The organism is Halomonas sp. AOP27-A1-41 (assembly GCF_052378605.1).
Classification (GTDB): domain Bacteria; phylum Pseudomonadota; class Gammaproteobacteria; order Pseudomonadales; family Halomonadaceae; genus Vreelandella; species Vreelandella citrativorans.
On sequence record NZ_JBQSXT010000004.1, the window covers coordinates 106,568 to 133,073 of the forward strand.

At 54.9% G+C, this 26,506-nt stretch carries 21 protein-coding genes and 1 pseudogene; 10 read left to right on the forward strand and 12 right to left on the reverse strand.

What is annotated here, in order from left to right; all coding sequences use genetic code 11:
- Positions 1–13: 13 nt before the first annotated feature.
- Positions 14–2,011: a Fe(3+)-hydroxamate ABC transporter permease FhuB gene (gene fhuB, locus ACT3TC_RS04680; RefSeq protein WP_444639320.1), complete on the reverse strand. Its 1,998-nt coding sequence runs from the start codon at positions 2,009–2,011 to the stop codon at positions 14–16.
- A gap of 219 nt (positions 2,012–2,230) precedes the next feature.
- Between fhuB and ACT3TC_RS04685 the strand changes: the two genes are divergently transcribed.
- The 3 genes from ACT3TC_RS04685 to fhuF all read left to right on the forward strand — a co-directional run bounded on the left by ACT3TC_RS04685 (position 2,231) and on the right by fhuF (position 4,633).
- Positions 2,231–2,824 carry a cytochrome b gene (locus ACT3TC_RS04685; protein WP_444639321.1) on the forward strand — a complete coding sequence of 198 codons (594 nt, stop codon included), beginning with the start codon at positions 2,231–2,233 and terminating at the stop codon, positions 2,822–2,824.
- Positions 2,825–2,928: 104 nt separating this feature from the next.
- Complete coding sequence (locus ACT3TC_RS04690; protein ID WP_441679088.1) at positions 2,929–3,696, forward strand: ATP-binding cassette domain-containing protein; 768 nt, start codon at positions 2,929–2,931, stop codon at positions 3,694–3,696.
- Positions 3,697–3,856: 160 nt separating this feature from the next.
- Positions 3,857–4,633, forward strand: coding sequence for a siderophore-iron reductase FhuF (gene fhuF, locus ACT3TC_RS04695; protein ID WP_444639322.1), 777 nt, complete (start codon positions 3,857–3,859; stop codon positions 4,631–4,633).
- A gap of 56 nt (positions 4,634–4,689) precedes the next feature.
- On the opposite strand, the gene ACT3TC_RS04700 is transcribed toward fhuF, so the two are convergent.
- The 4 genes from ACT3TC_RS04700 to ACT3TC_RS04715 all read right to left on the reverse strand — a co-directional run bounded on the left by ACT3TC_RS04700 (position 4,690) and on the right by ACT3TC_RS04715 (position 8,810).
- A complete protein-coding gene (locus tag ACT3TC_RS04700) occupies positions 4,690–6,345 on the reverse strand; it encodes a multidrug ABC transporter permease/ATP-binding protein (protein ID WP_444639323.1) in 1,656 nt (551 codons plus the stop codon).
- Between the two features lie 162 nt (positions 6,346–6,507).
- Entirely contained in the window at positions 6,508–7,230 is a 723-nt protein-coding gene (locus ACT3TC_RS04705) for a hypothetical protein (RefSeq protein ID WP_444639324.1), read from the reverse strand.
- A 66-nt stretch (positions 7,231–7,296) separates the two neighbouring features.
- Entirely contained in the window at positions 7,297–7,854 is a 558-nt protein-coding gene (locus ACT3TC_RS04710; RefSeq protein ID WP_172118098.1) for a cytochrome b, read from the reverse strand.
- Between the two features lie 83 nt (positions 7,855–7,937).
- Positions 7,938–8,810 carry a LysR substrate-binding domain-containing protein gene (locus ACT3TC_RS04715; protein WP_172118100.1) on the reverse strand — a complete coding sequence of 291 codons (873 nt, stop codon included), beginning with the start codon at positions 8,808–8,810 and terminating at the stop codon, positions 7,938–7,940.
- Between the two features lie 101 nt (positions 8,811–8,911).
- Between ACT3TC_RS04715 and ACT3TC_RS04720 the strand changes: the two genes are divergently transcribed.
- Positions 8,912–9,790: a DMT family transporter gene (locus ACT3TC_RS04720; protein ID WP_444639325.1), complete on the forward strand. Its 879-nt coding sequence runs from the start codon at positions 8,912–8,914 to the stop codon at positions 9,788–9,790.
- 132 nt (positions 9,791–9,922) lie between these two features.
- Here the strand turns inward: ACT3TC_RS04720 and ACT3TC_RS04725 are convergent, their stop codons facing one another.
- Positions 9,923–10,681, reverse strand: a complete 759-nt coding sequence (locus tag ACT3TC_RS04725) for an RsiV family protein (RefSeq protein ID WP_444639326.1) — start codon at positions 10,679–10,681, stop codon at positions 9,923–9,925.
- A 109-nt stretch (positions 10,682–10,790) separates the two neighbouring features.
- Complete coding sequence (locus ACT3TC_RS04730) at positions 10,791–12,221, reverse strand: hypothetical protein (RefSeq protein WP_444639327.1); 1,431 nt, start codon at positions 12,219–12,221, stop codon at positions 10,791–10,793.
- Between the two features lie 377 nt (positions 12,222–12,598).
- Here ACT3TC_RS04730 and ACT3TC_RS04735 point away from each other — a divergent pair, with 377 nt between their 5' ends.
- From ACT3TC_RS04735 to ACT3TC_RS04745, 3 genes are all read left to right on the forward strand, one after another.
- On the forward strand, positions 12,599–12,922 hold the full coding sequence (locus ACT3TC_RS04735) for a septal ring lytic transglycosylase RlpA family protein (protein ID WP_406565430.1): 324 nt from the start codon (positions 12,599–12,601) through the stop codon (positions 12,920–12,922).
- Between the two features lie 260 nt (positions 12,923–13,182).
- Positions 13,183–14,187 (forward strand): NADP-dependent oxidoreductase, encoded by a 1,005-nt coding sequence (locus ACT3TC_RS04740; protein ID WP_444639328.1) that lies wholly within the window; start codon positions 13,183–13,185, stop codon positions 14,185–14,187.
- Positions 14,188–14,424: 237 nt separating this feature from the next.
- Entirely contained in the window at positions 14,425–16,944 is a 2,520-nt protein-coding gene (locus tag ACT3TC_RS04745; protein WP_172118110.1) for a glucose/quinate/shikimate family membrane-bound PQQ-dependent dehydrogenase, read from the forward strand.
- Positions 16,945–17,071: 127 nt separating this feature from the next.
- Here the strand turns inward: ACT3TC_RS04745 and ACT3TC_RS04750 are convergent, their stop codons facing one another.
- Complete coding sequence (locus ACT3TC_RS04750) at positions 17,072–19,120, reverse strand: TonB-dependent receptor family protein (RefSeq protein ID WP_444639329.1); 2,049 nt, start codon at positions 19,118–19,120, stop codon at positions 17,072–17,074.
- Positions 19,121–19,268: 148 nt separating this feature from the next.
- On the opposite strand from ACT3TC_RS04750, the pseudogene ACT3TC_RS04755 reads away from it, so the two are divergent.
- Positions 19,269–19,411 (forward strand): annotated as a pseudogene (locus ACT3TC_RS04755) (YqaE/Pmp3 family membrane protein).
- A gap of 68 nt (positions 19,412–19,479) precedes the next feature.
- On the opposite strand, the gene ACT3TC_RS04760 reads toward ACT3TC_RS04755, so the two are convergent.
- From ACT3TC_RS04760 to ACT3TC_RS04770, 3 genes are read right to left on the reverse strand one after another with little or no spacing between them, the layout of a single operon-like run.
- Entirely contained in the window at positions 19,480–19,953 is a 474-nt protein-coding gene (locus ACT3TC_RS04760) for a nucleoside deaminase (RefSeq protein ID WP_087108178.1), read from the reverse strand.
- Between the two features lie 34 nt (positions 19,954–19,987).
- Positions 19,988–21,250, reverse strand: coding sequence for a dicarboxylate/amino acid:cation symporter (locus ACT3TC_RS04765; RefSeq protein WP_444639331.1), 1,263 nt, complete (start codon positions 21,248–21,250; stop codon positions 19,988–19,990).
- A 55-nt stretch (positions 21,251–21,305) separates the two neighbouring features.
- Positions 21,306–22,328: an FAD-dependent oxidoreductase gene (locus tag ACT3TC_RS04770; protein WP_444639332.1), complete on the reverse strand. Its 1,023-nt coding sequence runs from the start codon at positions 22,326–22,328 to the stop codon at positions 21,306–21,308.
- 281 nt (positions 22,329–22,609) lie between these two features.
- Here ACT3TC_RS04770 and ACT3TC_RS04775 point away from each other — a divergent pair, with 281 nt between their 5' ends.
- Positions 22,610–24,250 carry an ABC-F family ATP-binding cassette domain-containing protein gene (locus tag ACT3TC_RS04775; protein ID WP_444639333.1) on the forward strand — a complete coding sequence of 547 codons (1,641 nt, stop codon included), beginning with the start codon at positions 22,610–22,612 and terminating at the stop codon, positions 24,248–24,250.
- On the opposite strand, the gene ACT3TC_RS04780 is transcribed toward ACT3TC_RS04775, so the two are convergent.
- Positions 24,210–25,097 carry a helix-turn-helix transcriptional regulator gene (locus tag ACT3TC_RS04780; RefSeq protein WP_444639334.1) on the reverse strand — a complete coding sequence of 296 codons (888 nt, stop codon included), beginning with the start codon at positions 25,095–25,097 and terminating at the stop codon, positions 24,210–24,212. The genes ACT3TC_RS04775 and ACT3TC_RS04780 overlap by 41 nt on opposite strands.
- A gap of 137 nt (positions 25,098–25,234) precedes the next feature.
- Between ACT3TC_RS04780 and ACT3TC_RS04785 the strand changes: the two genes are divergently transcribed.
- Entirely contained in the window at positions 25,235–26,398 is a 1,164-nt protein-coding gene (locus ACT3TC_RS04785; RefSeq protein ID WP_444639335.1) for an MFS transporter, read from the forward strand.
- Positions 26,399–26,506: the final 108 nt, after the last annotated feature.

The following is a 26,506-nucleotide window of genomic DNA, read 5'->3' on the forward strand; positions in this document are numbered from 1 at the left end:
AAGCACGTAAGCCTCATAAACGCCGCAGGCCCCACATAAAGTAGGCGCCACCAATCAACGAGGCAACAAGGCCTGCGGGAATCTCATACGGAAACATAATCTGGCGGCCGACCCAGTCGGCCAGCACCATGAGCAACATTCCGATCAATGCGGCGCCAACCAGTTGCTGCCGAGCGCGGGCAAAACCCACCAAACGCGCCATGTGCGGTGCCAGCAGGCCGATAAACGAGAGCGGCCCGACGACCAGCGTGGCACACGCGGTTAACAGTGCCACCAGCAACAATAGCCCCAACCGCGCTCGATTCAGGGACACACCCAGCGCTTGAGCCATCGGCGCGCCCAACGGCAGGATATCGAGCCAGCGGGTAAAAGGAAGGGTTATCACTGCCAACACAGCGGCGATGCTTCCCACCACCACCGCACTGGTCACATCCACGTAATACGTAGAGCCTGCCAGCCAGGCAATAACCTGCTGCCCTCGCGGGTCGCCGCCCGCCAGCAGCACGCTACGCACCGCATCAAACAGTGCGCCAATCGCAACGCCGCTAAGCAACAGCCGCTCAGGCACAAAGCCACTACGGCGATTCAAGATCACTAGCACGGCCAGTGTGGTCAATGCCCCCAGGGTCCCAATGCCGATCAGCGCTGCATTGCTCGGTGCAGGCAGCACGTAAATACCCAGGATCAACGCAATCGCGCAGCCCCCACTGATACCCAGCACTTCGGGACTCGCCATAGGGTTAGCGGAAAGGCGTTGAAGCACTGTTCCGGCGATGGCTAACATCAAGCCACTGGCTGCCGCGGCGATGACTCGGGGCAGGCGCCACTCCATCACCTGCCAGTGGGCCGGACTAATCCACTCCCAGCCGTTAGCGCCCTGGCCTGACAGCAGTCCCAGGCATACTGCCATTGATAACGCGATTAAAAGCCCCATCGCCAAGCGGTACGGCGTTGGATGACGGCTTACCAGCATCCCCGGGGGTTGCGGAGGCCTGTCCCCCTGAAGCTTCAGCCGAGGAATGAGCCATAAAAGCAGCGGTGCACCCAGCGCGCCGGTAATAGCGCCGGTGGGAACCAGCGTCGTCAGCATGCCCGAAAAGCGCTGTAGTAGAAGATCCGTGGTCGCCAGCAGTACCGCGCCCAGCAGCGTCGACCAGAGTATGCGGCTGCCTAACCGGCGTGCCCCGGCCATGCGCACAATATTGGGTGCCGCCAAGCCAATAAAGCCAATAATACCGACAACGCTGACCACGCTGCCGGTAATAAACACCGCAAGCCCGAGCCCAGCAAAACGCAGATATTTAAGCGAGATACCTAGGCTTTTGGCGCTGGCATCGTCAAGTTCCAACACAGCCAGTGGGCGTAACAACAGCCCTGCGGCCACAGCACTGATGGCCAAGTGGGGCCATAAGGTGGCTACCCCACTCCAGCCGTACTGGGCAAGCGACCCCGCCCCCCAAATCAATAGCCCCGCCAGCGTCTCATGGTTGAACAGCAACAGCGCGGTCGAAAGTGCGCCCAAATATAGATTAACCACCAACCCAGCCAATACCACGACCACAGGCGCTAGCCCACGCCGCCAGGTCAGCGCAAACACTAGCCCAACGGCTAAACCGCCACCGATTAACGCCACCCACTCACGTCCGATGACCAGCAGCCCTGGCGCCATCAACGTGGTAGCTAGCAACGCCAGGTTAGCACCCGATGCCACCCCAAGCGTAGTGGGTGATGCCAGCGGGTTTCGCAGCACCTGCTGCATCAATACACCCGCCAGCGCCAAACCGCCGCCAGCCAAAAGCGCCACGCCTATTCGTGGCCACCAAGCATAATAGAGTAACACCTCATTGGTACTTCCAAACGAAGGCGCCAGCAGTGCCTGAAACCCGGAAACAATACCGCCCTGAACATGAAGGCTAATGCCGAACAGCACCAACAGCGGCAAGCTAAGTAACCAAACGGCCTTGGCAGGCGACATACGGCACGCTTTTTGAAGGACGGCTGCACTTAGCATGGCAGGTTATCTCGGATAGTCGTCCACGCTTGGGCGGTGGACGCGATAGGCAGCACGGTCATTTAAGCGCCTTGGCTTTTTAATCAGTCATGGGTGAATATAAGCGCGTGATTTTAAATGATAACGATTAGCACTACAATTGATGCCCTCGTTAGTGAGCCCTCCGCAGGGCTGTAATAGCGTGTCATCAAAACAGTTAATGAACCGAGAACGATAATAATGGCCGACATAACCTCCCCTGCTGCTCTAACAAACCCTCACTCCTGCTGGCGAGACAGTGCTACGCGCTATGGCCTCATAAGCCGCACTCTGCACTGGATAACGGCCGCTATCGTACTGCTTCAGTTCAGCGTTGTGCTGGCGTGGCGCGGGTTTGGCGAAACGCCCCTCACCTTACTGCTATCAAGCATCGGCCCCCACGGCTCGCTGGGCGTTATGCTGTTAGTGATAACGTTACTGCGTGCGGGCTGGGCATGGCTAAATCGCCAGCAGCGTCCTTCGTATGCGACTGTGGTAAGGGGTGCGCTAGCGCATGGCGGGCATGTCACGTTGTATGCACTGCTGATCGCGCTACCCACGCTTGCCATCTTGCGCCAGTACGGCAGAGGCGGTGCGTTGGATGTCTACGGCCTACCGCTTTTCAATGCAGCCGAGCGCGAGATCCCATGGATGATAGCGACAGCCAACGCACTACATAGTCCGCTCGCCTGGCTGCTTTTAGCGCTGGTGGCTGGGCACGTGATAATGGCACTTATACACCGTACGGTGCTCAAGGACGGTGTGTTTTCCCGGATGGCCGGCCCGCTTTCGTGATAAACAGCCGTTTGTGCGAAGCGCTGGAGCAGCGCTACTAAATGATAACCATTAACGATACAATCGGGTTTTCGGAATCACCTTCTGACGGCCAGGAGTCCTCCATGTTCGAGGTCAAAGGCGCTACCTTTGCGATCAACGGCAAGCCCCTTTTACAGCCCATTGAGCATACCTTTCAGCAAGGCAAGGTCTACGGCCTGATTGGTCATAACGGCTCGGGAAAATCGACTCTGATCAAGCTACTGGCCCAGCAGCAGCCGGTAAGCCAGGGAGAGATCTATTTTGACCAACGCTCTCTCAGTGCTTGGGGCAACCGGGAGTTTGCGCGCCAGGTGGCCTATCTTCCCCAGCACTTACCCAGCGCCGAAAATTTAACCGGCCGAGAATTGGTCGCTTTTGGCCGCTACCCGTGGCACGGCCTACTGGGCCGTCATAACCAGAAAGATAAAGACGCGATTGACCGAGCCATCACGCTCACCCATACCGAAGCGTTTGCCGACCGCTTGGTCGATACGCTTTCTGGAGGTGAGCGCCAACGCGTTTGGCTTGCCATGCTATTGGCACAGGGTAGCCGCTTTTTGCTGCTTGATGAGCCGCTGGCCGCGCTGGATATTGCCCACCAGATGGAAGTCCTCGCACTCATTCGCAAGCTCTGCGATGAGCTCGGCCTGGGGGTTATTATCGTTCTGCACGATATTAATATGGCTTCGCGCTACTGCGACGAGCTGATGGCCCTACACAGCGGCCGCTTGCTCGCTCACGGCACGCCAGGTGACATGATGAGTAATAGCACCCTGGAAGCTATTTATGGGTTGCCCATGCAGGTCATGCAACACCCTAACGGCGAGCATAATATCGCGGTCGCTCAATAAACGCGCTTTTGTAAAACGCACTGATTCGCAACTAACACTTCAACTGATAAGCATTATCGATTAAGCTGACTCCTTCACTTTCAACCTGCGCTAACGCCACATCGTTACTGTTTGCGCAAGTGTGCTTGAACTTTTACAAGTTCATGTCGGGAGTTTTGTTATGCCACCGCTAGCCCTGACCCACTCTGCCTGTACCTTGCCCTCGCTCGCTGACTGCTATCAGGGCGCACTTGTGCTGTTTACCCCGCCCTTGATTGGCGGCACGCCACCGGCCGGTGCAGTAAAGGCTTCGCGCTGGCGCAATGCAGCACTGCTGGAACAGGATCTGGAGCGCTACGCTGCTCGCTACCCGGGTGGCGACAAGCGCGCCATTACGTCGCTGTGGTCGAAGTGGCATTTCAGCGCACTTACCGTGCCTACCCTCGCTTCTCACCTGCTTCTTAACCGTGATCTACCGGTAGAGCTGGATGACGTACACGTCATTTTGAATGATGAAGGCTGTACAACACAGCTTTGGCTGCCCCATGAAGGCGCGTTGATGGACGCTCAGGATACCAGCGAACGTTTTGCCAAATTGATTACCCAGCACTGGGCGCCACTTATTGAACGCTTGTCCGCCATTTCAGGCGCAGCCCCCCGCGTGTTCTGGAGCAACGCCGGTGGCTATCTGGATTACTATGTGAAGGTACTTGCCGAACACCCGGAAGTGAACCAGGCGGCGCTTAGTGCTGCCCGAGCGCTGCTGGAATCGCGCCATATTGATGGCCAGCGCAATCCGCTCTTTGAGCCTGTACGCACGTATACGCCCAAGGGCAGCGATGAGGTGAAGCAAGTACGCAAGCTTTGCTGCCTGCGCTATTTACTGGATGAGTTCAGCGTGTGCAGCAATTGCCCGCTGGAAGGGTGTGACCGAGTGGCCCGCAAACGAGCCACCTAACGGCTGTCTAACTGTATATTTTTTAACTTCAGATCTCTAACTTCAGATTTTTAACATCAACTGTTAATCTGAGTGACCGCATCCTGACTTGCCAGATCGCGCTGCGCGCCGGTTAATTCTCTTAGCTGCCCCTGGGACATTTCCAATAAACGGTCGGCATGCACGAAGTAGCTATCATCGTGGCTGATCGCAAACACCGTTTTGCCCATATCACGCAGGTGCGGCAATAGTTCGCGGTAGAATAACCGCCTGAACTGAGGGTCCTGATCGGCGGCCCACTCATCAAGTAGTAAAATATCCCGCTCTTCAGCAATCGCCAGTAACAGTGCCAGGCGCTTGCGCTGCCCTTGGGAAAGTTGGGTATTAATGACCCGATTATCCTCCCACTTCAGCTTTTGCTGCATTTGTAACCGCTCAAGCCAGGTCGCTACCAGCACAGGGTCGGCATTTTTCCCGTCCGGCCCCATTGCCAGGTCAAACTGATGAAAATCGGTAAATACACTGGCAAATCGCGCTCGAAACCCTTGCCACTGCGCCGGTGTGAGCGTCTGTCCATCCACCTTGATATGCCCGCTTTGCGGCTGATACAAGCCAGTTAACAAACGCGCCAGGGTGGATTTTCCGCTGCCGTTACCGCCAATCAAAAATACCTGCTCGCCGCGCTCAAGCGTCAAATTGACGGGCCCAACGTGAAACCCTTCGCCCTGCTCACTGCCAGGATAGTGATAAGTCACATCCACAAGCTCAAGGCGCTGCCAGGCAGCAAAGGCGTCATCAACCGCAAAGCCCGGCTGATACTCGGCAAGCTCCAAGCTTGCCAGCTTATCAAACGCGACCTGTGCGCTGATCAAGGTGGGCCAGGCGCCGATGGCTTGAATTAAAGGCGTGCGTAAGAACAGTAACGTCAATGCAAAGGTAGCGGCAACGGCAGGTGTCGCCCAGCCAAGCCCGTTGGCCATGAAAAACACCACGCCAATGGCTCCCAGCATCATAATATTGGACCAGTTCCCCGCACTTAGATGATACGTATCCGCGCGAATAATATGGTAGCGATACTCGCGCGCATTGCGGGTAAAGGTGGCATCAAAGAAGTGCTGAGCCCGGTCACGGTTGAGCGCTAACTCTTTGCGCCCTTCAATGGCGGATTGGTAATCTTTGTAGAGACGATCTTCGCTTTCGCGTACCAGGCTAAAGTGCCGATATACCTTCGAAATCAGCACCCAGCCCCCCCCCATCGTGGCCGCAATCCATATCACGGTAATGACCACCATTTTCGGTGAAAGCCACGCCAAATAGGCGACCGAAGCAAGCGCCAACACGGCACCCTGCACAAGCTCAGGCAGGCGCACAAAACCAATGGTGATATTACGCACATCACTTGAAAGACTCGCCAGCAGCGTGGCATTACCCAACTGCTCAAGCCGCTCGATATCGGTGTCCAGAATGCGCTTCACAAGCCTTGTGCGCAGGTCATACACAAAGTAGTGCCCCAGCAGGGTAATCGCTAACTGGGTCCCCAGCGTCACAACGAGCAACACAAATAGCAAACCCAAAAACTGGGGCAGCGCTGAAAGCGGGCTGCCAACTTCAATCAAACGCTGATTAATAAAGGCAATGACGCCAACCCCGAGGCCCGCGCTTAAAAGGCTTAACCCAATGGCCCCTAAAAATGGCCAGCGGTAATGACGAAAGACAACCTGCAACAACTCCATTAGCGCTTCCTGACAGAAAGATAGGCAGCAAATTGTGACGGACTACCTCGTCAAGTCAATGCGCAAAGTGATTTTCATTTGCAAATGAGGCGTTCATACGCAGCGACCAAACGGCCAATGAGCCAAAATAGTAAATGAGCACCTACAGATCGACGCAAGAATCTACGAAAACACTAGCAGTACGGTACTGATAAGCGCGCCTAACGCAAAGGGCCAAAAGCGGCTATGGCGGTCTTCCGGCAACTCCTCTTTCAACACGTTAAGCACAATACCACCGGCCACAAACGCATAAAGCAGGCTGACAATGGGTTCAGAGACATCTACCGTTAACCCCAGTAGCCAGCCGAAGATAACCGCTGCGGACAGCACCCAACGGCCCTTGCTTAAGTAGACATCCCGGTGATGGCACACCAAGCCATGGTCGTTGACCAGAAAGTGCGCGCTCATCGCCAGAAAGAAAAAGATAATGGCGGGAAGCTCATTATTGCGATAAACCAGTAAGTAGCCAATAAGCGCGTTATAAAGCGAAAAAGAGCCAATATGTATCCAAAAAACGCCTTTCAGCTTTTGAAAATTAACCGACTCATCCTGCTGACCTTTATGTGAGTGCTTTGTCGCAGCTTGCTCAAGCCCATAAAATACCGCCAGCCCAATGAGCGCCACGATATAGGCGTTATGCTCCAGCACCGCCAGCAGGCCGTGTGCGTTAATGGTTTCGTGAGCATCGCTTAGGGTAGGAAATATATGAATAAAGACATAAGCAACCGAGACGCCACCTGCTAACGAAAGCCAAGCGCTGCGAGGCACAGCGCTTAGCTTTCGAAGCCTGCTGGCAAAGATATGCACGGCGGCCAAACCGATAACGAAAGCGATCTGCAGGCCCATATATCATCGCTCCCTGCGAAGGCTTGGGCTTGAAGCCTGGTCGCTTGAAACCCAGTCGTTTGAAACCTAGTCGAATAGGCTCATACGTTTGGTGACATTATCGCGCTTTACCCGCCAATGAAATAACGCTCCCGCCACGTGCAAAACGATTAACACCACAATGGCCCAGCCAAGACGCGCGTGCCATGTGTAGAGCTGGTCAGAAAGCGCTGGGCGTTCACTGATCAGTGCAGGCAGTTGCCACTGAAAGAATTCAACCGGATACCCACCGCTGGCGGTCGCGACCCAACCCAGTAGCGGCATCACCACCAACGCCAAATAAAGCAGGTGATGCACGCTGGTACTGACAATACGCTCAAACGCATTCAAGGGCGGGTCGTGGTCAGGTACGACAAACGCCATGCGGGTCATTATGCGCAGGGTCATTAGCAGTAAAATCGTTAAACCCAGGGTTTTATGGCTGGTATAAAGCAGGTTAGTGAGCGTGTTGCCTACCAGCGCCACCGTGCGTTCATACCCTATCGTTCCGATGGTTAAGCCACTGGCCAAAGCAAGTAGTACGGCGACAGCCACCAGCCAATGCAGCACCCGGTGTGGATAAATGTAGTGATCCAATTCGTGCATTGAGCACTCCTGGCAGCAACGTTATATGGCGTTTAGTCTAGCTATATTAAGTCGATTAATCATTCAACGCTTTACACTTGATCTTATAGCGCCTCACTGGGAGCCGCTAGCTGCTCACGAATCAACTCGCCCAAGCGCCGGGCTGGCTCGGATGGCCGATGAGGCGCACGGTGCAGCGCCAGCTCGATCATGGGCAAGGCAGGCAGGCCGCTACTTTCATCCAGCGGACGCAGTGAAGGGGTCAACATGCTGCGTGTCACCACGACAACGGCAAGCCCGGCAATGACTATCGGTGCCAACCCCGCCATCGACTGGCTGGTATACGCCACCCGCCAGTCACGCCCCTCGCCATGCAGTGCCTGCTCGGCGACTTCCCTAAACACATCAGCACCTGGTGAGTAAAGCGCCAGCGGGATAGGGTCACTGAGTAACGGCTGCTGGTTAACGCCCACCGCCCAGACCAGCGGCTCGCGGCGGATAACATCGCCACCGGGTGAGTTACGTTGGCGCGTCACCAGGGCTAAATCAAGCTCAGCGGCTTTTACCTGTTCAACCAAATGGGCACTTGTTCCGCAAATAACCTTAAGCCCCACCGCTGGATAAAGCTGGTGAAAGTAGGCAAATACCGACGGCAGCAGCGATGCGTAATCTTCTGGAATGCCCAAGGTCAGATCCCCGGTTACCTGCTGGGCCTGCATATCGCCCCATGCTTCGTCGTTAAGCGCCAGGATGCGCCGTGCGTGAGTAAGTAACCGCTCACCATCTGGTGTGAACCGGATACGCCGTCCATCACGTTCGTGCAGGCTGAGCGACAGCTGAGCCTCCAAACGCTGAAGCTGCATGCTCACCGTGGACTGCGTGTAATCCAGCCGTTTCGCCGCCGCCGTGACGCTACCGGTATCGGCAATCGCTACTAGTGTACGTAGCAGCGTGAGGTCTAACGTTGGCGCCCGCATATATCACCATTATTGATTAAAACAATCATAAAAGATCGATATTGTGATGTGTTATTAACGAGTATGCTGCGTTGCATATGTTCCAGGCAAGGAGATCATTGATGCAACGTACACATTCCCCTATCGTGCTTCCTCGTTGGTATAGTGTTGGCGCCGCGTTAGTGGCTGTCATCCTGTGGAGCGTGGCCCCCTTGCTTGCTGAACGCGCTCACTCTTCTTCGCCCTTGCAGCTAACCGCTTTAACACTGCTAGCTGGCGCATTTGCCACACTGCCGCTAAGCCGCCGCGTTACTACCACTCACTGCAGCCTGAACTGGCAGTTAGGCATCTGGGTAGGTATTCCGCTGTTGATACTGGGCGCAGTAAGCACTTACTTTATAGGTATGCGCCTTGCGCCTGCGGCCGAGGCTGCGCTTATCACGTACACCTGGCCAGTACTTTTTGTGTTGTTAAGCCAGTGGAGCCGCTTTGGTCGGATACGCTTGGCCGGTATTACCGGGGCGCTGGTTGCCTTTTCAGGGGCTGCCATTCTGCTCGTGCCACAGGCATTAAGTAATGGTTTGGGAGGAGCAACGCTGGGCTATGGGCTCGCCTTGCTTGCCGCCTGCTGCTGGGCACTCTATTCATGGTTAAGCCAGGCCGCCCCCGTGTGCATTACGCCACTTCTTCCTCGCCTGCTGCTGATTGCCTGCGCCATCGCGACGCTTGCCAGCATCGGAATGGAAGGCCAACTGGTTCTACCCAGCAGTGAAGCGCTGCTGGCGGGCGTTGCGTTGGGGTTAGGGCCTTACGGAATCGCCATGGTAGCCTGGGATAAAGCCCTGCGCTGGGGGCATGCAAGCCTGGTTGGCAGCCTTGCCTATGGCGTGCCCATTTTAGCGGGCCTTTTGCTGGTACTTGCGGGCGTTAGCGTACTGGATTGGCGCTTACCCACTGCGGCGCTGCTGGTAGTGGTGGGCTGTTTAAACGCTGGCCGATGAGACTCATCGCCATCCCCATGCCTGCTTATTAATTAATGAATAAGCAGCAGAGCAGGAGCATTGAGATACTGATTAGCTCCTGCCCCGCACGGGCTGTTTACTTCTCCAAACAGCCAATTACCTTACCGATTCTCATTGGCCTAAATAGCGGGGCTGAACAATGCCTGTTAGCTCTGCAACCGGTATTGCCAGCACTGGCTGGCCCATATAGTGCGGAGAAATTTCATTTGAATTGTATTTTACAATCCACTCATCTTTAAGTGGCGCTACGTTGGCACTTGGCGTAAAAGGCCAAGTGGATGCAAAGTCTTCGCCGACGTCCTGTTTACTTAGCCACTGTTTATGGGCCTCGGCTAATACCTCGTCGAAGGCTTCCTGCCCCCCTGCCACAAGCATATCGTCTAACGTAACAACCTGTTTTGCCCCCTCATCAACAACCATAAATTCCGTTGAAGATACGCCATTGGCGTTGCCGCCATAAATGACGTAGCTATCCAGTTCAAGCACCAACAGGCCATTCTGCTGTGCATAAGCACTGGCCTCCAGGTCCGCTTGGCTAGACATAAACTGGGGCAGTTTGTCTCCGTCTTCCTTGGCACGAGCTAAAAATGCATCGGCAAAGCTGTCCCAACTGTCGGTCTCATCGGAAGACTCCATCGCCAATGTCATTAAACGCGTTTGCACATCTTCTGTTAAAGCAGTGTCATCAGGAAAGGTTAATGCCGTTATCTTCATCTGCGAGCAGTCGTCTACCTGACAGTCAGTAGACTCGTACTGCTTATTCAAAGGCTGAAACACTAGAGCGCTAGCATTTGTCGTATCGGCGCTAACCGATTGACAGCCTAATAGCAGTACTGCGATGGGACATACACTCATTTTCCAACGAAGCATATTGTATCTCCTTGTAAGGAATTTTATCGGGCGCCCAGTTGAGTCTAGTCATACTTAAGCGCCCTTGCCCACCAAGAAGAGAAACAACAGCTTAAAATAGCGTAATCAGTTACATACTGGGCTGCATTTGTGCCGGTTCAGCGGTTACGTCAAGCTCAAACAACCCGCTGCTCGCCGTGCTAAAGCCACGCGCAATGACCGTATAGGTACCCGGCAGCAATTGCTGTTGCAGTTGCGCATTGGTACCGGCACCACCATCGTCATCACTAACAGCGACACCTTCGCCCTCAAGTTCCAGATAAGCATCAAAGTCGCTGGAGCGCATACCAATGGTGACTAATGAGCTTTCGGCTAGCTCAAGCTCGTACACCAGTGACTCACCGGTATACCAACCGTTTAACGTTTCACCAAGCGTGATTGCACCGCTGTTACGCAGTTCGACCCCTTCAGGTAGCTCTTGCGGTGCCAAGGTAATTCTGAACAAACCGCTATCACTGCCATAAGCAGTACGCGCCGTTAACTGATAAGTACCGGGCTCAAAAAAATCAGCAATACGGGCATTCAGGTTATCGCCGCCATCGTCATTTTCACGGTAATAGCCATCAGGACCTTCGAGCACCAGGTAAGCATCAATATCATCCGACATCATGTCAATCTGGTACATGCCCGCTTCTTCAATTTCAACCTGATAGCTAAGATCCTGGCCGCTATACAAACCATTTAATGAGTCGTTGGGCACAATGCTGCCGTCGTTGCGCAGCTCGCCATCGCCGGGTAATTCGCTCGACTCAGCAGTCAGCGTGAAAAGGCCAGCACCTTCGTCATAAGGTGTGCGCGCCGTCACGGTGTAGTCACCCGGCACCAAGAAGTCTGAAATTCGGGCATCCAAATTACCCGCGCTATCGTCGTCCTCTCGGAAATAGCCATTTGGCCCGCTAAGCTCAAGATACGCATCAAATTCATCGGAACGCATTTCCAACTGATACATGCCCGCTTCTTCGATGGTCAGCGTATACTCACTACTAGAAGTGCCATCCAACCAGCTGTCCAGTGGAGCATCAAGGGTCAATACCGTGCTATCGCTTAGTTCAACCACTCGGCTGTTCAACGTATAAGGGCCGTAACTGCTGCTATCAGCACCGCTGACCACCACCATGTAATCGCCCGCTTGCTCAATACGGTGGCGTGCAGTAGGCGCTACGCTCAACAGCTGAAGCTGGTCATCATAAAGCGCTACGATGCCATTCAGGGCACCGCGCAAACTAAACTCAACCAGATCACTCTCATCAAGCGTCATCATGTAGCGGTCATAGCGGCTTCCATCATTGCCATTAAGCAGGTCACTGGCCGTAATTTCCCCACGCAGTTGCTCGCCAAGCGTAATGCTATCCAGCCCCGCCAGTGCAGTTTGTTCGGCGGTTTGAGACGCCACCGAGGAAGAGGAAGATGCATCGGAAGAGAGCGTCTGTGCAGCTAAAAAGCCGACAACAACTCCCCCTACCGCAACCACGATTAGCGCAAAAGGAGAGGATTTAGCCATTAGGGCGTCCTTGATCAATGACGGAAGGATGGGTCGTTCAGCAAGATTAATAATACGTAATGGTAAGTAAAATGCTCAATGAGCGGTATCATTTTAATGTACCAGAAGAGCTTTACTTATATTCCTATACTTCCCGTTAACCCCCTGAAATGCAAGGTCATAACGGGAACATCAAAAAAACACGCAACTTTGGGGTCAATTGCACCGAACGTCTTAAAGCTTGCTGACTCTGAAAGAGCGCGTTACCATCCCTTCGCCTATCCGGCACCTCATTGATGCTTGCGAGACTCTCGACCGACACGAATAACTGAGGTACTCCAATGGGAGCCCCTACACGACTATTTCGAACGAGTTGTTTAGCTGTCCTGCTTATCGCCATGACAGCAAATAGCGCGTTTGCCAACGACACAGATACACAGGAAGGCGTTGCTTCCTACTATAGTGACCGCTTTCAAGGCGCGCTCACTGCCAGCGGAGAAGCGTTTGACCAGCAGGCACTCACCGCTGCTCATCCTAGCTTACCGTTTGGGACGAAAGTGCTGGTAACCCGTCCTGATACAGGGCAAGAAGTAGAAGTGCTGATCAATGACCGCGGCCCCTTTGTAAAAGGGCGGATTATTGATCTATCCAAGCGAGCAGCACGCACACTGGGCATGCTGAACCAGGGAGTAGCCCCGGTTATGGTAACGTTGCTGGATTAACGGATAGCACACCCCCTAAGTGTGTGGTACCCCTTAGCCGCTCAACGACACATCACTTCTGTTATTCGCTGAATCCTACAGGGCGCTCATTTGAGCGCCCTGTTTTTTTGTCTCCTGTTCTTGCCTGGTGTTTTAGATGCTTGGCTTACCGCATACATGACTTCAAAAAAAACGAACTTGCGCGCAAGGTAATGATCTCTATGCTTCAAGTACATCTGTTTCAAGTACATTAATACGCTTTCACGTGACTGGAGGTATGCATGAAGTCTCATTTCTTTACCCTCACCGATTACCCCAACGGCTTACCCGAACGTGAACTGTTCACCCTGGACTCCCAATCACTTCCTGATCTCAGCCTAGGTGAAGTGCGTATTCGCAACCGCTGGCTCTCGGTAGACCCCTACATGCGCGGCCGTATGAGCGGGCAACATACGTATGTCGCACCGTTCAGGCTGGGTCAGCCGATGGAAGGTGGCGCAATAGGCGAAGTGATTGCCTCCAGCGATGAACGCTTAAAAGAGGGCGATATTGTTAGCCATATGGGTGGCTGGCGCGATATTGCTCAGCTCTCTTCAGCAGGCGTTTACCCATTACCCAACGCTGATGTACCCGAGCAGGCGTATCTTGGGGTATTGGGCATGCCGGGCATGACGGCCTGGACCGGCCTTAACCGCATTGCCGAGTGCCGCCCTGGCGACAATGTGCTGGTCAGTGCTGCCAGCGGTGCGGTGGGCTCACTAGTGGTGCAACTTGCCAAGGCCAAGGGTTGTCACGTGGTCGGTATTGCAGGTGCAGCGCATAAGCTTGCGTGGCTTGAGTCGTTGGGTGTTGAGCCCGTTAGCTACCGCGACCGCAGCGCTCACGAGTTAAGCGATGCGATACAGCTGGCCAGCCCCGAAGGCATTGACGTTTATTTTGAAAATGTGGGAGGCATTTGCCTGGAAGCCGCATTAAGCCAGCTAAATGAAGGCGCTCGTATTGCGGTCTGCGGCATGATCGGAAGTTATAACGCCGAAAAACCCACGCCAGGCCCCAGCAATCTGTCTCAAATGGTGGTACGCAAAGCGAAGATGCAAGGATTTATTGTGGCAGACCATTGGGATCACTACCCTGAGTTCCTCAAGGAAGTAGCTCCCCAGGTAACGGCGGGTAAAATTGATTACAAGGAAACGGTTAAAGAGGGCCTGGAGAGCACACCAGAGGCGTTTTTGGAGCTGTTCAAAGGTGGTAATACTGGCAAGATGCTAGTGGCACTAGAGCGCTAACACCGTGTTAGAATGAATAAATAGTAGCAACACACCATGGCCACGCTATCTTTATAGCGTGGCTTTTTTATGCGCTATCCAACGCCGTTTGATCAGTTCACATCCATTACTGGTACTTTCGGCGCAGCTCAGTCACCTGTTTGATGGGTAAACCCCGTCGAAGCCGGTACCAAGCCTAGCCATCAACAGCTATCAAACGTAATAAGCTGTCAATCGTAATAAACAGGGGGAACACTCATGGATGAAAATACGCGAACACGCGGGAAATGGCCTGCCTTACTGCTAGGCCTCTTACTGATTGTTGCAGGCCTGGCGTTAGCGGTAGGCGGCGGCAAACTCATTAGCCTCGGCGGCAGTGCCTACTATTTGATAGTTGGCATTGGCATTACCGCCACCGGTATTTTACTCGCTATGCGCAGGGGCGCTGCCCTTTGGCTTTATGCGCTAATTTTAATAGCGACGCTGCTTTGGGCACTGTGGGAAGTTGGCCTGGACTGGTGGCAGTTGGTTCCCCGCGTCGCCGTCCTTGCGCTCATCGGCATCATCATGCTGCTTCCCTGGTGGCGAAAGCCGCTTCGTTCGCGAGGCGGAAGTCTCGCGCTGACCGCCAGCATTGCAGCCGCTATAGTGGTGGCTATCGCCAGTCAATTTGATGACCCCACGACCATTGATGGCACGCTTGCCAATAACAGCACGTCGGGTAGTGAGAGCGTCAACCCCGCCCAGGTAGCAGGCGACGACTGGCCCGCCTATGGCGGTACCAATGCTGGCACGCACTACTCATCGTTAAGTCAAATCACCCCTGAAAATATTGGCCAACTGGAAGAAGTATGGCGTATTCAGACCGGTGACCAAGCGGGCCCCGACGCCCCTCCCGAAATTACCAACCAGAATACGCCGTTAAAAGCTAACGACAGTCTGTATATCTGCACCTCCCACAGTCGCGCTATGGCGCTTTCCCCCGAAACCGGTGAAACCCTGTGGGAGTTTGACCCGCAAATCAGCACCCAGGGCGCCGACGACTTCTCGGGCTGGGCGCACATGACCTGCCGAGGCCTTGCGTACTACGATGCTGCCAACTACGCAGACAGCGGTACAGATGATGCGAGCGAAGCAGGCGTTCAAGCGTCTGAACTCTTTGCGGATGCCAGCGCCTTTGATATCGACGTTGCTATTCTTAGTGGTTTGACCGAAACCGCTGCAGGTGATGCTGACAATGCGCCCTCGGCAATTATTAGCCAAACCGATGTGATGTGCCCGCGCCGTCTTTACCTGCCCACCGCCGATGCCCGCTTGATCGCCCTGAATGCCGACACCGGTGAGCCGTGTGAAGGGTTTGGGGTAAACGGCGAAGTTGATCTAACTCGCAACATCGGCAGCTTCAACCCAGGCGGCTACTACTCCACCTCCCCTGCCACCGTGACCGAGAACCTGGTCATCCTGGGCGGCCACGTGACGGATAACAGCTCAACCGATGAGCCGTCAGGCGTTATCCGCGCCTTTGATGTGCGCACTGGCGAGCTGGTATGGAACTGGGATAGCGGCAACCCGGAAGAAACAGAACCGCTTGCCGATGACGAAACCTACACGCGCAACTCGCCCAACGTATGGGCGCCCATTAGCGTTGATGAAACGCTGGGACTGGTGTACCTGCCGATGGGCAATGCAACGCCCGACCAGTATGGCGCGGACCGTACCGAAAACGATGAAATCTACAGCGCAGGCTTGGTGGCGCTTGAACTCGAAACCGGCCAGGTTGCTTGGGTCTATCAGTTCGTTCATCACGACCTGTGGGATATGGATATGCCCGCCCAACCCGTACTGATTGATTTGGCGACCAGTGACGGAGTTCAACCCGCGGTGATTCAGCCGACAAAGCAGGGCAGCCTTTACGTGCTTAACCGGGAAACCGGCGAAGCGATCGTGCCGATTGAAGAAATCCCTGCGCCCCAGGGCGCCATTGAAGGCGACTGGACAGCAGAAACTCAGCCGCGTTCGGCACTCAATCTGCTACCCCCACCGCTAACCGAGCGCGACATGTGGGGTGCATCACCGTTTGATCAAATGATGTGCCGTATTCAATTCAACTCACTGCGCTATGAAGGCCAGTACACGCCTCCCTCGCTTGAAGGCAGTATCATTTACCCGGGCAACGTCGGGGTAATGAACTGGGGCGGCGTTGCGGTTGACCCTGAGCGCCAGGCGCTCTTCACCGGGGCCAAGTACTTGGCATTTATCTCGCGCTTGATTCCTCGTGATGAGGTTGAAGAAGGCCAAGGGTCTGCCAGCGAACAAGGGCTACAGCCAAACGCAGGAGCCCCGTACGCCGTTGAACTAGGGCCGCTGCTGTCGATATTTGATTTGCCCTGCCAGGCACCGCCCTGGGGCGATGTAGCGGGTATCGATCTGCAAAATGCCGAGGTCGTGTGGAAGCACCGCAACGGCACTACGCGTGACAGCATGCCCTTTGATTTGCCGATTGGTTTGCCGGTGGGTGTTCCGGCACTAGGCGGCCCGCTCTCCACCGCCAGCGGCGTTGTCTTTATGTCGGGCACGCTGGACCAGTATCTGCGTGGTTACGACATCACCACGGGCGAAGAGCTCTTTAAAGCACGCTTGCCCGCCGGTGGCCAAGCCACTCCCATGACTTATACCGGCGCCGATGGCCGTCAATACGTGGTGGTAACGGCGGGTGGTCACGGCACCTTCGGAACTAAAATGGGCGATTACGTTATCGGGTACGCACTACCTGAATAAGCGTTTACTCATCGTCTCGTCATAACACAGCGGGCAGCCCTTGGGCTGCCCGCTATCGTTGCCGTCTAGTCTCATGACTATTACCGAAGCCTTCGCCGATTAAAGCCGAAGGCTTGAAACCACGGGCTTAGAAGCGCATTTCCACCCCACCGTATACGCTACGCCCCGGTGCCGGTTCATAGTAACGACCATAGGTGCCGTTCAAGCGAACGTTGGCATAGTGCTCCTGATCAAACAGGTTACGCACGCCCACATAAGCATTTAAACGTGAGTCGCTTCCCAGTTGCCAACCATCACCCACGCGAAGATTCACCAGCCAATAGCTATCTATATCCGTTTCATTGGCGTTATCAGCGACCATATCGCCGGTGTATTGCGTTTCAAGCGTGGCAAAGCGGTGCGCTGAGCTCTCCCAGGTAAGCTGATTGACCCAGGTTTGCTCCGGCAAGCCGGGAATACGCTTGCCATCAAAGCGCTCATCAGGCGTGGAAAACCGGTCAAACTCATAGCGCGCCAGCGTCAACGCACTGTCTAACCGCCACTGATCGGCAAGCTGCCAGCCCAGCGCTACTTCCAGGCCATCCCGATTGGTATCACCCGCATTTTGATAGAAGGTACGCCCGCCCTCGTCATAAGGCACCAGCTCATCACGCACACGTACCGAGAATAAGGCAACGTCGTAATCCATCGCTAGCGGCTCAATATACCCGCGCATACCCACTTCACGATTCCAGGCCTTTTGCGGCTCAATGGATGGGTTAAAGCCGCCGCCTGCCGGGTTAGCAAATTCAGCGAATGTAGGCGTTTCAAAGGCCGTCCCGGTATTGATATACACCTGCTGCTGAGGACGATAGCGGTAGCTAAGCCCAGCAGAGCCGCTCCACTCATTAAAGGTACGCTCACCGCTTTGATCGCCATCGTCAAAATACTGGTCACCCACATCCAAATCCACACGGTCAAATCGCGCGCCTAACGACAGCGTTACCTGCTCGGTGATATCCAAGTCGCCCTGAGCAAAAACACCCGCCGACGTGGCCTTTTGGGTTTCATCCGCCACTTGATCACCTACCGCGCCCTGGGCGTTCACATCATTGCGGAAGCGATCATCACTCTGGCGCGCGACATCAATTCCCGCGACATAGCTCAGCGGTAGCTCGCCCAGAGTAATATCATGATGGTATTCAGCGCTGGCGCCCATGTAATCACGCTTATACCCTAATCGGCTGTCGCCCACGTAGGGCAACTGTTGCTCAAAATCGCGTCGCGCAATAAACCCTTTAAGGTAGAGCTCCCCTGGGCCTGCGGCCAAATCTTCATACTGCAAACCGACTAGCTGCTGGTCGACTTTTTGGTGTGAATCAAGCGCCAATGCATTGGGTGCCGCCTGATGGCGCCCGCTAGCCACTTCGCCAGCATTGAGTGCACCGGGATCTTCCGAGCGCGGGTTTTCCAGCAAGTTGACAATCGCGGTTAACGCACGCTCGCTACCCAGCTCCCGGCGTAGCTTGGCATTCAATAAATACTTTTCAGTAGAGCTCTGATCGCGATAGCCGTCCACGTTTAAGGCTGAAAAACTGACGTGGTGTGACCACTCCCCTTGGGCGCCACCGGTTTGCAGGGCAGCTTTACGATACCCATCACTGCCCACCCCTACTCGCAGCCGCGTGCCTGGATTATCACGCCCGTCTGCGGTCGTCACATCAATCACCCCACCGGCGGCATTGCCATAAAGTACCGAGGAAGGCCCACGAATCACCTCAATGCGCTCGGCACTGTCCAGATCAATGGCGTCCAGCTGCGCCTGGCCATCGGGCAAGGTATAAGGAATGCCATCAACCATCACCGTAATACCGCGCACGCCAAACGGCGCACGCGCACCAAAGCCACGTATTGCAATACGCTGGCCCTGGGCAAAATTATCCCGGTTTTGGACAAACACACCCGGCACGCGTACCAAAGACTCATCCAACCGCACACGCTGCTGGCCCTGAGCAATGGCGTCTCGATCCAGAATAGAAACCGCAGCCGGTGTGGCATAAAGCTCACGTGCTAAACGGGGTGCACTCACTTCAACAGTGGGCAGCGCTTGGGTAGATACCGGCTCGGCTTGTGCCCAAAGCGGGCCAGAAACAGCGCAGCTTGCAAGTAGTAGTGATGGCGGTAGTAACTTATACATGGATTCCCTTCCCCGTTTTTCTGATAAAAAAATGATCGTTAAGGATGTTGAAAAAAAGCGTTAATTAAAGATAGAAATAACGCCGCAGATGACAATTCATATAAGTAAAGGAGGCGTTGTGGTGTTGGCAGCAACGGATCCGGTCAAGATGATTGTTGCCATCATCCTACCGCCGTTCGGTGTATTTTAAAGGTTGGCCTAAAAGGCTATTGTTGGCTAAACACCATCCTGACGCTGCTTGGCTTTATCTCCGGCATCATTCATGCGTTTTATGTGATTTTAAAGCACTGATTGTACAACATAGATAAACCCTGAAGCCGCCTGGACAAATGTCTGGGCGGCTCTTTTGTTGCTGCTAGCTAAACCGCATGGCGCCGTTGGTGCAACGCATGGACCTTTTCATCCCACCCTGCTAACGGGCCTGCTACTTCAAGCCCTGGCACAATGTGCTGAATAGGGAAGGAGGCTACCGCCGGTGGGGCGACGCCCAGGTCATCTAGCCAACGCCCTAACTGTTCAGATGAGCTGATATAAACGATCCGACCAAGCCCTGCCCACCCATGCGCGGCTGCGCACATGGCGCAGTGCTCGCCTGTGGTATACACCGTTGCCTTGGCGCGCGCCTCTGGCGTCATGTGCTGTGCTGCCCAACGTGCCAGCGTGAACTCGGGATGCTGCGTCACGTCACCGCTGACAATTCGGTTACGGTCCTCGGCAAGAATATCCCCTTGTGCACTTACCAGCACGCTGCCAAAGGGTTCATCACCCGCATCAAGAGCTTCTTCAGCCAGCTCAATGGCACGGGTCAAGTAAGTGAGTTCCTGGTCATTCATCCCGTCGTCTCCTGTCGATTAATGGCCTTGCTCGTTACTCTTTCACTGTGGAAGAGATATCGTCTAAAGGCACGTCTTTCTGTTTGCCTTCTTCACTTTTGGCGATCACTGCCGTGCCCACTAAATCGCCGGTTATATTCAGGGCGGTAGCGCCCATTCCTACCAACGCATCAATAGCGGTTAACAGTACGACGGTTTCGATCGGCAGCCCTACCTGAGCAAACACGGTGGCAATCATGATGATACCCGCCCCCGGTACGCCCGCCGTGCCAACTGAGATCAGCGTACCGATCACGACAATTTGAGCCATGCTGGCAAGATCCAGCGGTGCGCCGATCACATTAGCAGCAAACACCGCGGAAATAGCGATCCGAATCGCCGCGCCATCCATGTTCATGGTCGCTCCCAGCGGCAGGCTAAACCCGTACACACTTTGCGCGATGCCCATACGGCGGGCGGCATTCATGGTCAGTGGCAGCACGCCCGCGCTACTTTGCGTGGCAAACGCCGTGGCCATCGGCGTGCGAGCCTCCCGAAAAAAGCGGCGCAGTTTCACCCCAAAAAGACGCATGATGACGCAGTAAATCGCCAGTTGAACGGCCAAGGCAATGTACAGCACGATCACCATGTCACCCAATGACAGTAGCGTTTCACCCCCCTGCTGGCTGACAGTTTCCGCCACAATAGCGAACACCCCAATCGGTACGGCATGCAGCACGCCCGACATCACCTTCAGCGTCACGGTATTCAAGCCTTCGATCATTTCATACAACCGCTCGGCGCTTTTGCCGTGCGTTTCGCTTTGGCGCACCTTCATCAAAGCGATACCGAATACCAACGCGGTAAAAATGATGCCGAGCAGGTTCTGGTCAGCCAACGCGCCAATAATGTTGTTCGGTACGATATTAAGCAGTACATCAACGAGTCCTGGATTCTCCGGCACAGAGAAGCTCGCACTGTCATCCAGCGTCATGCCACTGCCTGGATTAAGTAGTGAGGCAACCGATAGTCCCACCACAATTGCGAACGCGGAAGAGGCCAGGTAATACAGCAGCACCTTTTGACCAACGCGGCCGACGCCACCTACCGTTGACTGGTTGACCCCGACCATCAGCGTAAACAGTACAATAGGTACAATTAGAAACGTCAGCAGACGCAGCAGTAGATCACCGACCGGCCCCAGCCAAGTGGCGATGGTTTCTCCACCCAACAACCCCACCACTACCCCCAGCAGCAACGCGATCGTGACACGTAAGATCAACGAAGAGCGCATATATCCTTTCAAAAGCGCCGTCATGTTAGTCACCTTTACCCAGAAAGCTTATTAGAGCCCGCCAACAGAAAACGTCACCCTACGGAGCCAGTAAACCTCCAGCTGCTGCCTGATGGCTCAGGCTCGCGATACAAGCACACGTATTGGAGACTGCGCTGTTTGACATTGAAAGAGGCTCCTCTACTGCGCCATTGAAGCCTGATTTATAAATCGAATACCAGCGAATGGTGCGCTGCCTGCCCGGCCAAGGCGCCGTCGCTAACGGCAAGCGAAAGATTACCCACAGGCCGTGCAATGTCACCACAAGCAAAAACACCAGGCACAGAGGTTGCCTGGGCAGCACTGGTTTTGAGACCACGCCCCAGCGGCGTGGTCTCAATTTCGCACCCAAGGCGCAGCGCCAGCGTGCTGGGGATCGTTTGAGTGACAACAAACAGCCCCTCCAGGGAAATACCCGGCTATCGGCCATTACTACCTTCACGCCTTCCCCTGCCAGGCGTTCAACAGCGCCATGTTCGATATGCGTACCGCGCTCGTCGAGTTTTTGTAATTGCCACTTATCAGGCGCAAACGCGTCGTTCAAAAATAGCGTTGTTTTGCCCCAGTCGGGCAGCATCAGCGCAAGGTGCATCGCCGCTGCTGAATGGGCCAACACACCAATATGCCCACGGTTTAGATCAAAACCATGACAGTAAGGGCAATGAAAAACATGCGTGCCCCAGCGCTCTTTAAGCCCTGGCAACGCGGGAAGATCATCGTCTACGCCAGCGGCCAGAATAACGCGACGGGCGCGAAATGACGACGCCGCTGCCCGTGGCTCGGCAAGCGTTAGCGTAAAGTCTCCCACTTCGCCGACAATCGTTTCAACCTCCCCTTTGTGCCAGTCAACTGTCGGGTATTGAGCCAGTTCCGCGTAGCCTGCCGCCACAATGTCCTCGGGCGACTTACCATCCTGCGTCAAAAATCCCCGCGGCCGAGCGGAAAACCGGTTACGCGGCTGGTCAGCATCCACCACTACTATATGGCGCCGTGTCTGGGCCAGCTGCAGCCCTGCGGCCATCCCGGCATAGCTGCCGCCTACAACTGCCACGTCGTACATCATGGTTTGCTCTCTTTCCATACATCATGGTTTGCTCTCTTTCCATTGAGTGCCTATTGCGCGTATCTAGCGAGATACAAAATCCTTGCCAGAAAGTGTAGATCAGCAGGCAGGTAGCGCGGCAAAGGCCTTGGAAAAGCAACATAAGTTGACTAGGCTAGTGGCCTTCCCTCTGATTAAAGGTATTCGTCCAATGCGCTATTAATGCTGCCGTCCTGTTTCCGACGGCCACGTTCTCCATCCCTTATCAAAAGGGGAATGTTTGGCATTGATAGGTACATCCGATGACGAAGACGTTTATTTCGCTCGATAGCGTTTCTTATACGCTGCCCAACGGTCACGTTTTGTTCTCCGCGCTAACGGAAACCTTCGATACAACGCCTACTGGTTTGGTGGGGCGCAATGGCGTGGGTAAAACGCTGCTGGCAAGGCTAATGGCTGGCGACATCACACCCTCAACAGGGCGCTGCCTTCGCATAGGTGGAGTGCGCTATTTATCGCAACGCGTTACCCAAGAGGTATCCGGCACGGTAGCCGACCTGGCAGGTCTGGGCACTACGTTAGCGGCACTTGCCCGCATTGAGGCGGGCAGCACGAACACCGAAGACTTTGATGCACTAGGCGATCAATGGGATATCCGCCAGACGCTACAGCGCGAGCTTGAACACAGTGGCCTTGCCCACCTTGATTCGACAACCCCAGCGGCGACATTAAGCGGCGGTGAAGCCATGCGCGTTGCCCTGATCGGCGTACTATTATCGAGTGCGGACTTTCTTATTCTGGATGAGCCGAGTAATCACTTGGACGGCCCAAGCCGAAAAGCCCTTATTGAGCAGCTAACCCGCTGGCCCAAGGGGCTGCTGGTTGTTAGCCATGACCGCCAACTGCTCGCCCACCTGCCACGTATCGTTGAGCTGTCAACGTTGGGGCTACGCAGCCATGGCGGCAATTACACCTTTTACGCCGAACAAAAGGCGAGCGAACAAGCAGCGGCTCAAGCTAGCCTGGAACACCATCAAAAAGAGAAAAAACGTGCAGAGCGCGTGCTGCATCAACAGCATGAACGCCAAGCGCAACGTCAGGCACGTGGTAACCGCCAGCGACATGAGGCCAATCAGGCAAAAATTCTTCTGGATCGTCAAAAAGAGCGCAGCGAACTTTCCGCTGGGCGCCTTGCCCACCAGCAGGCAGAAACACGCAGCCAGCACCTGAGCGCTATTCAGCAAGCCCGGGAACAGCTTTCTGAAGATACGCATATCGCGCTGCATGACATTGCCGTGCAGCCTGCCCAGCGGATCATTGCTGAGCTCACGGATATCACACTTCCTTACGTTGCCGGAAAGCTTAATTTCAGCCTCACGGGGCAGCAGCGTTTAGGCATTGTTGGCCCCAACGGCTCGGGTAAATCCACCCTGCTTAAACTCCTGGCTGAACAGCGCCCACCCCTAAAGGGTGAACGCCGTGTGCATGTCAGAAGCGCCTATCTCGACCAACACCTGGCTCAGTTAGATAAAACCCGGAGCGCTATAGAGCAGTTAACAGTAGCCAACCGAGCAGCACCGACCACCCTGCTGCGAACACGGTTAGTACACCTTGGGCTAACGGCTGAGAAAATTAGCGTTGCCTGCGGGAAGCTAAGCGGTGGTGAGCAGCTAAAGGTAGCGCTGGCGTGCGCGCTATATGCCGACCCGCCCGCGCAACTGTTACTGCTGGATGAGCCCAGCAACCATCTCGACCTACCCTCGCTACAGGCATTGGAAAGCATGTTAAGAGGCTACCCAGGTGCGCTGGTAGTGGCCTCTCATGACCAAGACTTCTTGCACAACCTCGCACCTGTGCGCCACGCCAGAGGGCTGGATATTGGCAAAAGCCCAGAACCACTCATTATGATGCTGGCGTTTGGGCATCCTGAAGCCAGTGATTAAACGCCTCTTCGTTGCCCATGCCATTGTTAGCGGCGTCGTTTTCAGTGGCGCCGTTTTTAATAACGTAATAGACCAGCCGCAGGTGGCGGTCTTCGTCAACCAACAACGAGGTATGCTCAAAATCGAGCGCCCCTAACGGCGCGAAGTGAAAGTGTCGAACGCCATGGCAAGGTCCGTGGATATCCTGCCCTGCCCACCACGTTTTAAAATCCTTATCCACGTGGACCAGCATTTTGATCAACGCATTGATCGCCGGGTCTTCTGGCGCGCGGGCCGCATCGCGTTTAAAACTGGCGAGCATTTGGCGGGCCTGCACTTCCCAAGGGTCGAAAAGCCCGCGAGTGGCTGCATCGGTAAACAGTAGCCACAGAAGATTGCGCTGCTCCGGTGGATGTTTAGAGAAGCCAAACAGACGATCACCCGCGTGGTTCCAGGCCAGCACATCCCAACGCAAATTCAACACGTAGGCAGGCCGAGTGGGTAAATCGTTCATCAGACGAAGTATCAAAGGCGGCACTATGCACCATGTTTTTCCCGGCTCAGCGGGGAGGCGCTGGTGCGCCAGCAAAAACAGATGGCGCCGCTCGGTGGCATCAAGCTTAAGCGTACGCGCAAGGCGGTCGAGGAAATCTGCCGAGGCGCGAATATCGCGCCCTTGCTCGAGCCACGTGTACCAGGTCAATCCAACCCCGGCGAGTGCCGCGACTTCCTCGCGGCGTAAGCCAGGCGTGCGCCGCCGCTTACCCACGGGTAAACCAACCTCTTCAGGTGTTACCTGCTCGCGTCGGCTACGCAGGAATTCCCCAAGCTCGGTGCGGGTGCGGTTTAAAGAACGTACTGCCGCCATCTTGTTGCCTTTAGTAATAGTATAAACAGTTAAATTGTACCCCCTTTAAAGCCTCTCCAGAATAGCGCACTCACCGCTTGGCAGCCGTCAGCAATAGACGCCTACCAAGTAACGTATGAGCCTGACTGGAGAACCTAATGGCATTTTCTTCTCGACTATCGATTTATTTAATTGCCTTGGGCGCCTTTTCTTTGGGGATGGCGTCTTATGTCACCGCAGGCCTTATTCCCCTGATTACTCCCGCTTTTTTAGTATCAGATGCAATGGCGGCACAACTGGTAACGGCATTTACACTGGCGTATGGCCTGGTTTCTCCCATCGTGGTCGCGCTCCTGCCAGGTCATCAGCAGCGCACAGGGTTAATCCTCGCATTGGCGATCTTCGTTGTTGCAAATGTTGCAAGCGCGCTGGCCACAAGCTTTGTCACGCTAATGGCTTGGCGAGCACTGGCTGGCGTGGGAGCTGGGGTTTATCTGGCGCTAGGAATTGCAGCCTCGGCGGCACTCGCACCTGAAGCGCAGCGCGGCAACGCCATTGCGATGATTATGGGCGGAATGGCGAGTGGCACCGTGCTTGGCGTACCGCTTAGCCTATTACTCGCAGAGCAACTGGGCTGGGCCTCGGCCATGTGGCTGATTGCACTGCTTGGCGCGATTTCCCTGGCAGGCCTGTACTACAAGCTCCCCGATATTCCCGAAGCGCCTTATATATCGTTGCGGCGCAAATTGGTCATCTTGAAGCACCCCACAACCATGACCATTTTAGCTGTCTCGCTGTTAGCTGCCGTAGCAAGTCTTGGGATGTATACCTTTATTTCACCGCTTATAGCAGCATCAACTTCTGGCAGCCCTCCCTCTATTGCACTTTATTTATGGGTTTGGGGCGTTGGCGGGATTTTGGGCAGCTTTTTAATTGGACCGGTTGTGGATAAAAGCCAAGGCTCCAGCGTTGTACTGACTATTATGCTGATCTTGGCCGTTTCACTGATAAGCCTGCCAATTGCTGCAGCTCTGCATCCATGGCTTGCGCTTGTGCCTATCGCCCTATGGGGAGCCGTCGGCTGGGCGTTACAGGTGCCGCAAAATAACGCGCTAATGCACGTTCGCAAACCGCATGGCGATGGCAATCTCGCCGTGGCCCTGAACGAATCAGCGCTTTACTTGGGTAGCGCGATTGGGGCGGCGGTAGGCGGGCTTATGCTTGCCAGTGCCTTTCCGCTTTGGACGCTTGCGTTAAGTGCCGGTGCGCTTGCTGCAAGCGGTGCGTTATTACAGCTCACCATGCACAAGCGCAGCCACTAAGTAATTAGTATTAAGTACTTAGCACTCGCGACATGGCCAGTGGTGCGCAAGAGTGAAATATTGCCTTGGGCTTAGAAAACAAATGCACAAACCCGTTGACGCGCGCCG

Coding starts and splice junctions, on each gene's coding strand:
- ACT3TC_RS04780 (WP_444639334.1), bottom strand. CDS start 25,097: ATGGCGGCAGTACGTTCTTTAAACCGCACCCGCACCGAGCTTGGGGAA.
- ACT3TC_RS04760 (WP_087108178.1), bottom strand. CDS start 19,953: ATGAATGACCAGGAACTCACTTACTTGACCCGTGCCATTGAGCTGGCT.
- ACT3TC_RS04715 (WP_172118100.1), bottom strand. CDS start 8,810: ATGCGGGCGCCAACGTTAGACCTCACGCTGCTACGTACACTAGTAGCG.
- ACT3TC_RS04765 (WP_444639331.1), bottom strand. CDS start 21,250: ATGACGGCGCTTTTGAAAGGATATATGCGCTCTTCGTTGATCTTACGT.
- ACT3TC_RS04745 (WP_172118110.1), top strand. CDS start 14,425: ATGGATGAAAATACGCGAACACGCGGGAAATGGCCTGCCTTACTGCTA.
- ACT3TC_RS04700 (WP_444639323.1), bottom strand. CDS start 6,345: ATGGAGTTGTTGCAGGTTGTCTTTCGTCATTACCGCTGGCCATTTTTA.
- ACT3TC_RS04720 (WP_444639325.1), top strand. CDS start 8,912: ATGCAACGTACACATTCCCCTATCGTGCTTCCTCGTTGGTATAGTGTT.
- fhuF (WP_444639322.1), top strand. CDS start 3,857: ATGCCACCGCTAGCCCTGACCCACTCTGCCTGTACCTTGCCCTCGCTC.
- ACT3TC_RS04710 (WP_172118098.1), bottom strand. CDS start 7,854: ATGCACGAATTGGATCACTACATTTATCCACACCGGGTGCTGCATTGG.
- ACT3TC_RS04775 (WP_444639333.1), top strand. CDS start 22,610: ATGACGAAGACGTTTATTTCGCTCGATAGCGTTTCTTATACGCTGCCC.
- fhuB (WP_444639320.1), bottom strand. CDS start 2,011: ATGCTAAGTGCAGCCGTCCTTCAAAAAGCGTGCCGTATGTCGCCTGCC.
- ACT3TC_RS04750 (WP_444639329.1), bottom strand. CDS start 19,120: ATGTATAAGTTACTACCGCCATCACTACTACTTGCAAGCTGCGCTGTT.
- ACT3TC_RS04730 (WP_444639327.1), bottom strand. CDS start 12,221: ATGGCTAAATCCTCTCCTTTTGCGCTAATCGTGGTTGCGGTAGGGGGA.
- ACT3TC_RS04690 (WP_441679088.1), top strand. CDS start 2,929: ATGTTCGAGGTCAAAGGCGCTACCTTTGCGATCAACGGCAAGCCCCTT.
- ACT3TC_RS04685 (WP_444639321.1), top strand. CDS start 2,231: ATGGCCGACATAACCTCCCCTGCTGCTCTAACAAACCCTCACTCCTGC.
- ACT3TC_RS04740 (WP_444639328.1), top strand. CDS start 13,183: ATGAAGTCTCATTTCTTTACCCTCACCGATTACCCCAACGGCTTACCC.
- ACT3TC_RS04725 (WP_444639326.1), bottom strand. CDS start 10,681: ATGCTTCGTTGGAAAATGAGTGTATGTCCCATCGCAGTACTGCTATTA.
- ACT3TC_RS04770 (WP_444639332.1), bottom strand. CDS start 22,328: ATGATGTACGACGTGGCAGTTGTAGGCGGCAGCTATGCCGGGATGGCC.
- ACT3TC_RS04735 (WP_406565430.1), top strand. CDS start 12,599: ATGACAGCAAATAGCGCGTTTGCCAACGACACAGATACACAGGAAGGC.
- ACT3TC_RS04705 (WP_444639324.1), bottom strand. CDS start 7,230: ATGGGCCTGCAGATCGCTTTCGTTATCGGTTTGGCCGCCGTGCATATC.
- ACT3TC_RS04785 (WP_444639335.1), top strand. CDS start 25,235: ATGGCATTTTCTTCTCGACTATCGATTTATTTAATTGCCTTGGGCGCC.